The following is a 13,222-nucleotide window of genomic DNA, read 5'->3' on the forward strand; positions in this document are numbered from 1 at the left end:
CGAAAAATACGAGCGAGCGTGCCGAGTTGTCCGTTCCAGAGAAAGACGCTCCGGGACTGTTAAGTGTGGCCCGGAGCAACGCGACACTATCATGAGCGCCGGGATTACTATCTCCTCGATGTCCGACTACGCTATCTTAGGGTGTGGTAGCGTCGGGCACGCTGTCGCCGAGGAACTCGTCGAGCAGGGCAAAGACGTCCTCATCATCGACCGTGACGAGGACCGCGTCGAGGCACTGCGCGACCAAGACCTCAACGCCCAGACGGCCGATATCCGCGAGGAGGCGACCGTAGACACCGTCGCCGACAACGAAGCCGTTCTCATCCTCTCGTCGGACGTGGAGGCGAACAAGGAGGCCGTTCGAAACATCCGCGAGAACGGGAGCGAGCAGTTCATCGTGGTCCGAGCGAGCGACCCCGTCTCCGAAGACGAACTGACCGAACTGGGCGCGGACGTGGTCATCAACCCCTCGACGGTCATCGCCGACTCGGCACTGCGGGCACTCGAGACCGGCGAACTCGAACACAAGGCCCAGAAACTCGCCGACGTCATCGAGGAGTCGGACGGCAAACTCGCCATCATCACCCACGACAACCCGGACCCCGACTCCATCGCCAGCGCGACGGCCCTGCAGGCTATCGCCGACTCGCTCGGCGTGGAGGCCGACATCCTCTACATCGGCGACATCGGCCACCAAGAGAACCGCGCGTTCGTCAACCTGCTCGGCATCGAGTTGCTCTCCTACGACGAGACGGACATCTCTGGGTACGACAAAGTCGCGCTCGTAGACCACGCGAAGGCGACCGAATCTACCTTCGACAAGCCGGTCGATATCTTCATCGACCACTTCGAACCCGACGAGGAGTACGAAGCTGAGTTCGTGGACGTTCGCCCCGGCGTGAGTTCGACCTCGACGATTCTGACGAAGTACATCCAAGAGTTCGACATCAGCATCGGCGAGGAAGTCGCGACCGCACTGCTCTACGGTATTCGCGCGGAAACGTTGGACTTCAAACGCGACACTACCCCCGCAGACCTCACTGCCGCGGCGTTCCTCTACCCGTTCGCCAACCACGACACGCTCGAACAGGTCGAGTCGCCGTCGATGTCCCCCGAGACGCTGGACGTGCTCGCGGAGGCCATCACGAACCGCGAAGTACAGGGGAGTCACCTCGTCAGCAACGCGGGATTCATCCGCGACCGCGACGCCCTCACACAGGCCGCCTCGCACCTACTGAATCTGGAAGGCATCACGACGACTGCCGTCTTCGGTATCTCGGACGACACCATCTATCTCGCCGCTCGCTCGAAGGACATCCGCATGAACATCGGCAAGGTGCTCCAGGACGCCTTCGGCGAAATCGGCGAAGCCGCAGGCCACTCGACGCAGGCCAGCGTCGAGATTCCGCTCGGCATCTTCACCGGCATCGAGACGACCGACGACAACCGAGACACCCTGCTCTCGCTCACGGAAGAAGCGGTCAAGCGAAAACTGTTCGACGCGATGGGCGTCGAGAGCGGCGAAGGCGGAAACGGAAATTAACAGTCGATACTGTTAGGCTACTACTTCTGCGTCCTCTTCGTTCTCTGGCTGCTGCAGTCGTTCGATAATATCGTTGATGAGAACTACGTCGCCGACAGCGCGAACCCAACGGTAGGGAATCATCACGCCTTGGCCACCCTCTGTGACGTTCGTAAATAGTTCGCTGTTGAGTTCGCCCAGTGCAAGTCCGGTCACGGCGCACGCATCGACGTTCAGTCGTACGTCCTCGATTTCCCCCACGAACACGCCGTTGTTGGAGTACACCTCCCGTCCGACTAAGGTAGTTATCTCCTGCGGTGTTCCGTCCATGTTAAAACTGATTGTGCGGGGTGGGTATTAACTTTTGGTAGAACGCTCCAAAACGATGGTATTCGGTGTTCGGTTGGAAGCTCGCCGAAGCACGAACCCTTACGATTCTCCGTTCGCGGTCGGATACACCGTCTGTTCGATGAGCGACTTCACACCGCGCCGAAACAGTTGCGACGCGGAGTTCGGAGACACGTCGAGGTGGTCCCCGAGTTCCGAGAGCGACGCCTCGCGCGGAATCTTGAGATACCCCGTATCGATTGTCGCGACGAGTAGCTCTCGCTGACGGTCGGTGAGTCCGGGGAAGCCAGTCGAGTGCTCGCTGGTCGCTTCCGTCTGGAGTCGCCGCACTTCGATGTCGAAGTCGTGTTCGCGACAGAAGTCCCGGAACTGCTCGAACGACTGCCACTGCGGGAAGACGACGCGGAACTGCCACTTCGAGGCAGTCACGGTCAGCTTTCGAACGAGAGCATCTTCCTCGACCAGCAGTGGGTAGAGGTACGGTAGCTCATCGTCCTCGGCCAGTTGGAGCCGAAACAGGTCTCGTTCGTCCGTCTCGGTCAGCCGACGGCTCGTCGAGACAGTCGGGTCGTCGTCGAGCGCGGCTCCGAACGCGTCGATGTCGCCGTCGGCCCAGAGGAGTGTCTGTACTCGACCGTCGTCTACGACGTCGGAACGTTCCCACGTGAGTCGCGTCTCCGGAGTCTCTGCGAGTGTCCTCCGGAGCGCGGGATGGTTCACGTCGAACTCGGCGAGTATCATAGTCATGGTGGGCTATGGAGACCGGGACTCCGAGTTACTCCCGAGCGGGGGAGCCCCGTTTGTACTCTTACTGAGTCCTGAATAAGGAAACACGGCAGGGCTGTCTCTACAAGAGATTTAAGTCAGAATTGAAGGTTAGTTGTCATATGGTCTCCGAGAGAAGGACGTTGCGAAGCACTCGCTCGTTCCCGCGTCGGAGTCTGTCGGAGAACGCCTGCTGGGAAATGTCGAGTTCGCCGGCTAGCTCTTCCATCGACACGTCGCGTGGCGTGTCGAAGTATCCGCGCCTGAGTGCGAGGACGAGGGCTTCTCGTTGCTCCGAAGTGAGGTCGAACGATCGCCCCCGAATACTCTCTTCGGTGAGCGAGTAGACTCGCTCGATGTGGATGGAGATGTCGTGGTCGGTGCAGTAGTTGTAGAACTCTGCGACGCGCTCGTGGTCGAGGAATCGCACGTGGAACGTCCACTCGGAGTTACCGCTCGCCACGAGTACCGTCCCCTCGGTTTTGACGATGCCCTGTACCAAGTCCTCGTAGTTGCCGGTCCAATCGACGCGGTAGAGGACGCGCTCACCGACGCTGTCGAGCGCGGTGAGGTTCTCGATGTAGTCGCTGTCTCGGACCCCGCGTTCGAGCTGTTCGACGTCACCCCCCCGAACCCAGAAGAACGGCATGACCGATTTCGGCGTCGGAACGACGCGTTCGAGTTCGATGTACATCCCCTCTTGTTCACCCAGCGACCGGCCGAGTGCGAACGAATCCGCAGTCACAGTAAATTCGACGACGACGCTCATTCGTGTCGTCGTATGTGCTCCACCAAAGTATACTATCCGCTGTTACTTCGTCCGGCAAAGGGTTCGAATCACGGCTTCTCGGGTTGATTCAGTACGGATAGCCGACACGCGTATTATAAACGTCGGGACAGAACAGCCAGTTTGGGGGCAGTGATGTGGGATGCCAGCCCAGGATGACAACCATGCGCCAATGCGCATCATGATAATGGGGAACATACTACAAAAACCTGTCTGTGGCCGCGAATAATACGAGATTCAGGGCTGACATCTAGTCGAGTTCGTCGGCGACCGCTCCGAATCGACTCACAGCTTCCTGCATGTTCTGACTCTCCTGGCAGACGCCGACCCGGAATTTCTCGGGGTCGTCGAAGAAGCGACCGGGAGAGACGAGCGTGTCTGCCTCCCAAGCCGCCGCAGTGACTTCGTCGCCGTCGGCCGAGTCGTGGGCGAGGAACGCGAACGGACACGAGTCGGCGACGTAGCCCGAAACGTCCTCGCGAGTAGCGACGAGCTCCGCGAGCAGGTCGTGGTTCGCCCGAATTCGGTCCCGCGACTCTGCCGCCAACTCCGAGGCGTGAGCGAGCGCGCGACGCGCAAGTCGGCGACTCGGTTCCGCAACTGCGGGGACGTGATACTTGACCTGCTGGGCGCGCTCCACGAACTCCTCGTCGGCGATTAGCCAGCCGAGTCGCACGCCCCCGAAGCCGAAGAACTTCGTCAGGGAGTTCGTGACGACCGTGTACGGCAGACTCGCGGCCGTCGGTCCGCCAAACGCGCCTTCGACCGGTTTTGCACCGAACGGTGCGTACACCTCGTCCACGAGCAGTCGCGCGTCGGCGTCGGCGACGGTTCGGGCGACTTCCGACAGCGTCTCGCGACTCACTCGGCGACCCGAGGGATTGTGGCGGTTCGTCACCGTAACGCACGTCGTGTCGGCCGTCATCGCCCCTTCGACTCTCCCGGGGTCGAGTGCGTAGTCGTCTTCGGTGGGTCGCCGGAAGCGGTCCACAGTTGCGCCGAGTCCCGCGGGCGTCGCAGTCAGCGGTTCGTAGCCCGGTTTCTCGACCAGCACGCGGTCGGTGGCCGTTGCTGCGCTCTCTTCGTCACTGCCAGCAGTTGCGTCGCCTTCGTCCTCGGACGGGTCGCGGAGCGTCGCCGCCACCGCGAGGAAGTTCGCGTGCGTCGCCCCTGCGGTCACGAGGACGTTCTCGGGAGCTACGTCGTACGCGTCCGCGAGGAGGGCTTCCACCGTCACGTCTTCGGGCGGTGCCGGAAGGCCAGCCAGTGCCGGGGGAACGACTTCGTCGGGTCCGGGCGGCGTGCGACGGAGGTCGCTCGACCCTAAGTCGAACTCGGCGCGCTCCGGACGGCCGGTAATCCAGTCGAGATACTCGATGTCGGGGAACACGCCGGGGAGTACGGCGAGGAGGGAATTAATCTTCGGGAAGCGGACGCGAGTCGAAAACTAGTCCGAATCCTCGGCTACTGAAGCGCTTCGGTCGTGTTCCACGCGTTCGCCGCCAGTTCCTCGAACTCCGATTCTGCCCTCTCAGCCAGCGGGATGGTCCCGTGATAGGGGTCGGGATTGTCGTCCAGACCCGCGACCGTCCGAATCGCGTCGGCGAGCGACTCGTAGTTGTCGCCGACGACGTCCTGAACCAGCGTCGGCATGCCCGCCCGCTCACAGAGTTCGCGGGCGGCCTCGCGGCCGACCCAAACTTGCTGTTCGTCTCTGTCCACGAACACCATCGCAAACGGCGTCTCGCCGAACTGCGCGCGGAGGAAGTTTTGAGCAGACTCGTCTTCCCACGCGATTGCTCCGATTCCTTTCAGTCGTCGGAGCGCGGAGGCGGCCGCCGAGCAGAACGGACACTCCCCGTCGTAGACGAGGACAGCGTGGTAGTCGCTCATGGTCGGAAACTCGACTGCCGAAAAGTTAGGACTAGCGTTTCGACCGACCCGGTGGCTCGTCGTGTTCCGCGCGATGGTCCAACATTTCCTCGTACTGGCACGCTCGGATGTGGAGGTCCGAGCGTGGTTTGGCGGTACAGGGCAGAATCATGTCCTCTTCTTCGTCTACGTCGTAGTATCGCTTCGCGTGACTTTGGTCCACCTCGCCCGCCAGCAACTCTGCGGCGCAGGTCGTACACCAGCCTTGCTGGCAGTCGGCGGGCAGCCAGAGACCTGCCTCGCGGGCCGCCGCGAGGACGTACTCGTCGGCGGCGACTTCAATTTCCACTGTCTCGCCCGCTCGCTCCACGTCGCAGTCTTCGGGCACTTCGATGGTGACTGCGTAGCTACTCACGACTCGATTTCGGGACCGCGAAAGAATGAGGCTGTCGGCGGTCGAGTGGTCGAGAGACCGCCAGTTACGCGGAGTCGTTCATGCGGTTGTTCGTGGAGTACGGTGCCTCGCCGGGTTCGCCGCGGACGAAGTGGCCCGCCGGATTGGCCTCACCGTCGCGCTCTCTGCTGAGGAGTTCGATGAACCACGCTTCGTGGTCCACTTCCTCGTTGTAGATGCGCGCCGCCATGTCGTAGGTGCGTGGGTCGCAATCGCGGGTCATGTCGCAGACCTCCGCCCACGTCCGAATCGCACAGCGTTCGGCCTCCAACAGCGTTTCGAGGATGTTCTCCGGCGTCGGGTCGTCGGGCAGATACGCGTCCGGACAGGACGCCCGGTCGGCGAAGTCCCGGATGTCGTTCGGGAGCGACCCGCCGAGTTCGAAGACGCGCGGCATCACGAGTTCGAAGTGCGCGCGGTCCTCCAGTCGCGCGTCCTCCGTGATTTCCTTGTAATCTTCCTCCCCAGCGAGGAAGCAACGCAGGTTCGTGTAGTAGTAGTACGTCGTGAACTCCGCGCCGATGGCGTCGATGAGTTTCTCTCGAATCGCTTCCGGGTCCCCACCGCGCTCGCGGACGACTTCTGCGCCGACTCGCTTGCTGGTGTCTCCGGGCGCGACGCTACCGCTTCCGTGTGGCTTGTCACTAGACATTGTTTCCCCCGGGAGACGAACTACTTACGATACCATAAAAATTTCTTCCGAACGGAGACCATTCATTTTCGTAGCCAAAATGATTGGTGGTATTATCCGCTGGAAGAAGTCGTCTCGGACGCCACCTCGACGGTGAGTTCTCGGGCGTCGAGTGGTGACAGGAAGTTGAACGAGTACTGGTCTGTGTCACCACTTTCGTGGTCACCGCAAGGCTCACTCCACTCGCGCTGTTCTCCTGCTGGGACAGGAACTACCATCGGGTTCGGATAGTACGTCGGACGTGTCTGGTTCAGCACCCCGCGGAAGGTCGCGTCGGACTCGCCGACGTTCTCGACAGTGACCGAAACGTCGAACACCTCCTCGGCACCGACCGACTCGGGTGCGTCGAGCGAGACGAGTTCGAACTCCGGCGGGGCGTCTGCGAGTTTCGAGAGGGCGTCCGAAGACAGGGGCTTCGAGACCGACTCGCCTCCCGTTTCGTAGACCAGTTCGACGGAGTCTGCGTCGAGCGAATTCGGCACTTCGAAGGCTATCCACCCGGTTTCGCGCACGTCGGGGTCGTAGGGTGGATTCGGACTGTGGACCATCCGCGGCCCGGACACGGGACCGGGTTTCTGTGTTCCATCGACTCGTACGTCGTCCACGACTAGTTCGAAGGCGTCCACTGTCGGTGGGAGGGCGTCAGACGACGAAGGCGTCACGTCGGCGAAGACGAACTGTCTCTCGTCTGGCGAGGCCACCTTCATGGAGTCGGGCGTGTTGAGATAGAGCAGCGACGACTGGACGCGGACGCCTTCGACCGAGAGAGCTTGTCCGGCCGTGGTCGTCTCGGTGTCTGTCGGTCGCTGTTCGGTCTTCGGTTCGTCCGTCGTGGTCGAATCGGTCGTCGTATCGACCGTCGTGCCGCCGGGCGTGTCGGCACCCGACTGACCGAGACAGCCAGTGAAACCTGCGACTGCGAGCGCACTGCCGGTTCGCAGGAGGGAACGGCGACTTCGGGGACTCGTCATCATATTTTAATTTTCCGACAGGAGCAATAAGTTTTGTGTCCTCGTGGAGAGGTCAGCGGTCGCTCCGGTCTCGCGTTCCCGTCACTCGTTCACTTTCGCTCCGCGGCGAAAGTCGTTCAAGGACCCCGCCCTACCGAGCAGTCGTGGACGAGACTATCGAGTGGCTTCGGGGCAGAAGCTACTACGCTGGGCAGGTCGAGGCCCACGAGACGCTCGCCGGGCGGAACGGGACCTTCCGGGACGTTGACCTCGATCCTCGCTTGGAGAGCGCCTTCGAAGACCGGGGCATCGAGCGCCTCTACAGCCATCAGGCCGAGGCCATCGAGGCGGTGCGCGACGGCGAGAACGTGGTACTGGCGACGCCGACGGCGAGCGGGAAGAGTCTGGCGTACACCGTCCCCGCGGTCGAGCGCGCGATGGACCACGGCGGTCGCACCCTCTACGTCGCGCCGCAGAACGCACTCATCAACGACCAAGAGGAGACGCTGTCCGAACTCGAACGAGATTTGGGCTTCGGCAGTCGCGTCTCCGTCGCGCAGTACACCGGCCGACTCGACAAGGCCGAGAAGCGCGCAGTCCGCGACCGGCAACCGACAGTCGTCCTGACGAACCCGGAGATGCTCCACTACGCTCTCCTTCCCTACTCCTATCGACTCTGGGACTGGTTCTTCAAAGGTCTCGAAACGGTCGTACTGGACGAAGTTCACGAGTATCGAGGTGTCTTTGGGAGCCACGTCTCGCTGTTGTTGCGCAGATTGCGCCGCGTCTGCGAGCGATACGACGCGGACCCGGAGTTCGTCTGTTGCTCGGCGACCATCGGCAACCCCGTCGAACACGCCGCGAGCGTGACTGGCTGTACGGAGTCGTCGTTCCGCCTCGTGAGCGACGACCAGAGCGAGACGGGCGACACGCACTGGTTGCTGTGGAATCCGCCGGAGTACGAGGACCCCGAGGCTGGCGGCGCGCGCAGGCGCTCCAATCACAGCGAGGCCAAGCAGTTGTTCGCCGACCTCGTCTCGAAGGGGTACCAGACGCTGACCTTCACTCGCGCCCGACAGGCCGCGGAGCGATACGCGATGGAGAGCGCCGACAGACTCAGAGAGCGCGGGCAGAAGGACCTCGCGAACGAGGTGACCGCGTATCAAGCGTCACTGGGCGACGACCGGCGCGGCGAAATCGAGGACGGCCTGCACGACGGGAGCGTCAGCGGTGTGTGGTCCACGAACGCGCTGGAACTCGGCGTGGACATCGGTGGTTTGGATGCGGTCCTGCTCGACGGCTACCCCGGTACGCGAATGGCCGCCTTCCAGCAGGCCGGACGCGCGGGGCGCGGCGACGACGCCAGTTTGGTCGTCATGGTCGCCGGAGAAGACCAACTCGACCAGTATCTGATGGGGAATCCGGACGACTTCTTCGCCGGGAATCCGGAGCGTGCCGTCGTCAATCCCGAGAACGACCAACTCGTGCCCGACCACGTGCGCTCCGCGGCACAGGAAACGTGGCTCAAACCCGACGACGACCGCTTCTTCGGCGAGGAGTTCCCGGACCTCGTGGCAGACCTCGAATCTGCGGGCGAACTCGAACGCCGCGACACGGCCGAGGGCGTGCGCTGGACCTACGACGGCGGCGGAAGCCCCCAACACGAGATGAGTCTGCGGAGCATCGACGACCGCGAGGTGAATCTGGTAGACCGGCGCAACGGAGAGACTATTGCGACGCTCGCCTTCGACGACGCCCTCAAGGACGCCCATCCGGGCGCGATTTACTACCACCAAGGGCAGGCTTACGAAGTGGTCGATTTAGACCTCGGGAAGGAAATTGCGGAACTCTCGCCGACGTGGGCCGACTACTACACGAAGGTCCTCCACGAGAAGACGATTACAGTCGAGGAAGATTTGCGGGAAAAAGAACTGCTCGTCCGGCCGGACGTTCCGGTCAGATTCGCGGAGGTGACGATGCGCAAGCAAATTACGGGCTTCGAACGCATCGATAGAGCGAGCGGCGAGACGCTCGGGGAAGGAACAGTTGACCTCCCGGAGACCACGCTCACGACCAAGGCGCTCTACTTCACCGTCCCGAACGACGTGGAGCAGACGATGCGCGAGGACGGCGACTTCAACGGCGGCATCCACGCCGCCGAACACGGGATGATTTCGCTGTTCCCGCTCGAACTGCTCTGTGACCGGGGCGACATCGGCGGCCTCTCGACGCCGATGCACCCCCATACCGGGAAGAGTACCATCTTCATCTACGACGGGTATCCGGGCGGCGTCGGCCTGACGAGGGAAGGCTACGAGTCCGTCGAGGACCTCATGATGCAGACTGCCCGGATGATTGCGGCCTGCGACTGCGGGGCGGTCGGTGGTTGTCCGGCCTGCGTGCAGTCGCCCCACTGCGGCAACGCGAACGACCCGCTCGACAAGGTGCAGGCCCAATACTTGTTGGAGCAGTTGACTGGCATCGACGCTGAGGAGTGACGGAGAGGACGGTTGATTTTGGGGCTGTGACGGCCAACTGACTTTGGAACCGTGACAGCCAGTGAATCAAACACAGGTGGGAATGAAAGGGGCTGGACGCTCGCGTTTATGTAGTCGTCTCAGCGACCCCTATCGGTGTCGGGCGTTGCGGAGAGACACCGATATGTCGCTGAGCGACCGCGAGCGTCCGGGGGCTTTCGTAGAAGAAACGTTAGGTGTGTTAACTGCTACGGACCAACGACAAACGCAGTGACGGTAGCTACTCCCGAAACCAATGAGAAACCGCCCAGCACCGCGACCGCATCGCGACAGCCACACCCTCCCCAACCGACTGCGCTACTCGATTCGGAAAACCGCGGCATGCCGCTGTTTTCCAGCTGCATTGCTCGTCCCTCGCGCAGTTCGGTGCGACACGAGGTCGCACCAGCGCGCGCCGACTGTTTGATTCAGAATTACGAGACACCTCGGTTCCGTACCTAGAACTAAGTCCCCCGACCAGAAACCCCGCGACAAGATGAGCGACGGCGAGGACATCGACAAAGTGCGCGAACGCAAAAAGCGCGCGCTCATGCAGGAGAACGGACTCGGCGCGCCGCCCGCTCCCGTCTACGTAGATGGCTCACAGAACTTCAGGAAGACGGTCAACGCTCACGAAGTCGTGCTGATTCACTACTACGCGGGGCGCGGCGCAGGCCAGCGACTCCATCCAGTCGTCGAGTCCGTCGCACGCGAGACGTTCGCGGCAGTAGCGAAGGTGAACGTCGTTCGACTCCAGAAGTTGGCGCTCGAACAGGGCGTCGAGGGAACCCCGACGTTCGACCTGTTCGTGGACGGCGAGCGAGTCGAACGCGAAGAAGGTGCGCTCGATAAAGAAGAACTGACGGCTCTCGTCAGGGAATACGCCGAATAACCATCTGGTTCGTTCCGGAAATTCACCCTGCCGAGCGACGCTTACCGCAACACCTTTTAGGCCAGCCTAATTTGGATTAGGCAAGCCTAAATCATGGCCGCTACGCTCCCCACTCTCCGCGAGAAACTCGACAAATTGACCGCAGAAGACGGCGACTTCGCGGTCGCTTGCGCTGACACGGGCGACTCTCCGGTGCCACTGACCGGCACACGATTCGAAAGCGAGGACGACGCCCAGAAGGCGGCGGAACTCGCACACGCCTACCGCGAGCAACTCCGCGAGACCGACCCAGACCTCCCCGAGCGGAGCCTCACCGTCTACGAGACGGCGAGCGACCCCATCACGCTCGTCTCGACGCGGGAACCCGCCGACGGACGCCGCGAGAACGGACTGCCGCGCTCCTCGCGGTCGGTGACGCTGTCCGGCGACGACGAACACGAATGGCTTCGGATGGACAACGCACCGCTCGTCCACGTCAGCCACGACGGCGACCCACTGGACGACGCCGCTATCGAGCGGCAACTGGACGCCAAGCTATGAGCGTCGAACTTCGCACCCACGCGGCTATCGAGCGCGCGACGGCAGAGCGCGAACGCGTCGAGGAGAAGGCCGCGGCGTTTCGACAGTTCGACGAGCGAGTGCAGGCAGTGTCGGCGACTGGCGGGGCCTCGACTGGCGGAGTGAGCGCGAACGCGACCGTATCGAACGCAGTCACACCGAGCGGTGCTCAGCAGTCGCCGGTGGGCACTACGCTCTCGGTCGGGAGTAGTTCACGTTCGAGCACCGACGCGACCGACACCGTTCGGGAGGCGTTCGCGGCAACTATCCTCCCCTACGCCGAAGTCGAAACGACGCAGAACGCACTGGCAGACGAACTCTCGACGGACCTCGCTGCCGCGCTCTCGCCCGCGGCAGGCGGGTTCGCGCCCGGACTGAAGAAGCAACTGCTCGCGCGCGTCTCCGAGCGCCGACGCGAGTGTCAGTTGCTCTCGGACGCTATCGAGACCGAGCGCGAGCGACTGGAGCCGATAGCTGAGGAACTCGACGCGATTACGTCGTGGGTCGCCGAGGCGGACGAGACGCCGTTGCTCCAACTCGGGTTCGAAGAACTACGGAGTCGTCACGACCACCTCGACGCCCACCGCGAGACGTGCGAGGAACTAGCCCACGAGCGACAGACTGCGATTCGTGGCACGCGAAACGACGGCCTGACTGGTATCCGCCAGCGCGAACTGCTCGACTTGCTGTACGAGGACTTCGCGGACGACAACCCCGTACTGGCGGACATCGCGCGACTCGACGACCTGCTCGCTGAGTGCCAGCGGGCGGTGCGGCGGCACCTCTGCGCCCGCGTCTGATTTTCCCCCTCGCTGCCCACCGCGAACCTGTCCCCTACCTACTGCGAATCTTCCGACGCAGGTCCGGAATCAGGTCTAGCGAACTGTTCGCGTCGCCCAAGACGAGTAGCGAGTGGTAGCGAAGATACGTCTGCACCGGAACCAGCACGATAGCCAACACTGCCAGCAGCGTGACTACGTACCCGACCAACAGCAGTCCGGCAACTGCCAGCGCCAGCGAGTTCGAGAAGAGCGCTTCGATACCACCGACCGCAGGGAGGAACACGACGCCGAACACGGCGAGCGGTGCGAACAACACCGCGCCGACGACGCCCCCGACTATCGAAGCGAGCAGGCCGACCGCCATCGAGAGGACGAACCGGACCAAGACGTAGACGCCGAACTGTCGCCACTGCTCTCTCAGCGTCCGCCAGAACGTTCGCCACCCGTCGAGGACCCCGGCGTTCCGCTGAATCATCGTCGGCACGACGAAGTTCGTGGTGAACCCGTCTACGAGGGCGACGAAGAACCCGAGGAGGACTAACAGCGGGGCGAGTACAGCCAGTGTCAACAGTGACACGCGAAACGGGCCGCCGCCGGCAACCGACAGTACGGCCAGTACGACGCCGAGCGCAGGGATGCCGACCAGCAGTCCGAGCGCGACGCGAAAGCCGAACAGTTGGACGCCCCGCTCGAAGTGCTGGTCGGCGTCGCGTCGAATCTTGACGCGTCGCCGTCGCAACGACTCGACGAAGACGAACTCCAGCAGCGACCCGACGGCGAGATACAGGAGTCCGAGAACGAACGCGACAGCCGCGACGGCGAGAACGACTGGCACCAACTCTTCGGGCGAGACGAACGGCGGCACGTTCGCGGGGGTCGTGGAAGAGCTAGACGAACTGCTGAACGACGCCGACGGGCCGCCGGTCCCGCCAGTCCCGCCGAGGAAGAAGACGACCAGCGCGAGTTTGAGCCACTGGCGAGCGTCGAGCGGCGCGAGAAACTGTTTCGTCACGTCGTATGCGTCACCCACTGCATCGACGGCGTACCACGACATGTACTGGTGTACGCCGCCGACCTACGAAAAG

The 13,222-nt window shown here is 62.7% G+C and carries 14 protein-coding genes; 5 read left to right on the top strand and 9 right to left on the bottom strand.

Going from position 1 to position 13,222, the window contains the following annotated elements:
• The first annotated feature begins 91 nt into the window (after positions 1–91).
• Positions 92–1,543 (top strand): DHH family phosphoesterase, encoded by a 1,452-nt coding sequence (locus tag F7R90_RS08395; protein ID WP_158056861.1) that lies wholly within the window; start codon positions 92–94, stop codon positions 1,541–1,543.
• Between the two features lie 12 nt (positions 1,544–1,555).
• On the opposite strand, the gene F7R90_RS08400 is transcribed toward F7R90_RS08395, so the two are convergent.
• The 8 genes from F7R90_RS08400 to F7R90_RS08435 form a co-directional block, all read right to left on the bottom strand.
• Entirely contained in the window at positions 1,556–1,852 is a 297-nt protein-coding gene (locus F7R90_RS08400) for a PRC-barrel domain-containing protein (RefSeq protein ID WP_158056863.1), read from the bottom strand.
• 99 nt (positions 1,853–1,951) lie between these two features.
• Positions 1,952–2,617: a helix-turn-helix domain-containing protein gene (locus F7R90_RS08405; protein WP_158056865.1), complete on the bottom strand. Its 666-nt coding sequence runs from the start codon at positions 2,615–2,617 to the stop codon at positions 1,952–1,954.
• 136 nt (positions 2,618–2,753) lie between these two features.
• Positions 2,754–3,404 (bottom strand): helix-turn-helix domain-containing protein, encoded by a 651-nt coding sequence (locus F7R90_RS08410; RefSeq protein WP_158056867.1) that lies wholly within the window; start codon positions 3,402–3,404, stop codon positions 2,754–2,756.
• A 268-nt stretch (positions 3,405–3,672) separates the two neighbouring features.
• Positions 3,673–4,812, bottom strand: a complete 1,140-nt coding sequence (locus F7R90_RS08415; RefSeq protein ID WP_158056869.1) for a pyridoxal phosphate-dependent aminotransferase — start codon at positions 4,810–4,812, stop codon at positions 3,673–3,675.
• A gap of 74 nt (positions 4,813–4,886) precedes the next feature.
• Positions 4,887–5,315, bottom strand: coding sequence for a DCC1-like thiol-disulfide oxidoreductase family protein (locus F7R90_RS08420; RefSeq protein ID WP_158056871.1), 429 nt, complete (start codon positions 5,313–5,315; stop codon positions 4,887–4,889).
• Positions 5,316–5,346: 31 nt separating this feature from the next.
• A complete protein-coding gene (locus tag F7R90_RS08425) occupies positions 5,347–5,709 on the bottom strand; it encodes a 2Fe-2S iron-sulfur cluster-binding protein (protein WP_158056873.1) in 363 nt (120 codons plus the stop codon).
• Between the two features lie 64 nt (positions 5,710–5,773).
• On the bottom strand, positions 5,774–6,400 hold the full coding sequence (gene dps, locus F7R90_RS08430) for a DNA protection during starvation protein (RefSeq protein ID WP_158056875.1): 627 nt from the start codon (positions 6,398–6,400) through the stop codon (positions 5,774–5,776).
• A gap of 92 nt (positions 6,401–6,492) precedes the next feature.
• Positions 6,493–7,410, bottom strand: a complete 918-nt coding sequence (locus tag F7R90_RS08435; protein ID WP_192498443.1) for a hypothetical protein — start codon at positions 7,408–7,410, stop codon at positions 6,493–6,495.
• Positions 7,411–7,553: 143 nt separating this feature from the next.
• Here F7R90_RS08435 and F7R90_RS08440 point away from each other — a divergent pair, with 143 nt between their 5' ends.
• The 4 genes from F7R90_RS08440 (at position 7,554) to F7R90_RS08455 (ending at position 12,155) form a co-directional block, all read left to right on the top strand.
• Positions 7,554–9,887, top strand: coding sequence for a DEAD/DEAH box helicase (locus tag F7R90_RS08440; RefSeq protein WP_158056879.1), 2,334 nt, complete (start codon positions 7,554–7,556; stop codon positions 9,885–9,887).
• Between the two features lie 514 nt (positions 9,888–10,401).
• Positions 10,402–10,797, top strand: coding sequence for a thioredoxin family protein (locus F7R90_RS08445; protein ID WP_158056880.1), 396 nt, complete (start codon positions 10,402–10,404; stop codon positions 10,795–10,797).
• Positions 10,798–10,890: 93 nt separating this feature from the next.
• Entirely contained in the window at positions 10,891–11,337 is a 447-nt protein-coding gene (locus tag F7R90_RS08450; RefSeq protein ID WP_158056882.1) for a DUF7552 domain-containing protein, read from the top strand.
• On the top strand, positions 11,334–12,155 hold the full coding sequence (locus F7R90_RS08455; protein WP_158056884.1) for a DUF7260 family protein: 822 nt from the start codon (positions 11,334–11,336) through the stop codon (positions 12,153–12,155). The genes F7R90_RS08450 and F7R90_RS08455 overlap by 4 nt, the downstream gene beginning before the upstream one ends.
• 34 nt (positions 12,156–12,189) lie before the next feature.
• Here F7R90_RS08455 and F7R90_RS08460 read toward each other — a convergent pair whose 3' ends face one another.
• Complete coding sequence (locus F7R90_RS08460) at positions 12,190–13,191, bottom strand: DUF7544 domain-containing protein (RefSeq protein WP_158056886.1); 1,002 nt, start codon at positions 13,189–13,191, stop codon at positions 12,190–12,192.
• Positions 13,192–13,222: the final 31 nt, after the last annotated feature.

The organism is Halorussus halophilus (assembly GCF_008831545.1).
In the GTDB taxonomy this organism is placed as follows: Archaea; Halobacteriota; Halobacteria; order Halobacteriales; family Haladaptataceae; genus Halorussus; species Halorussus halophilus.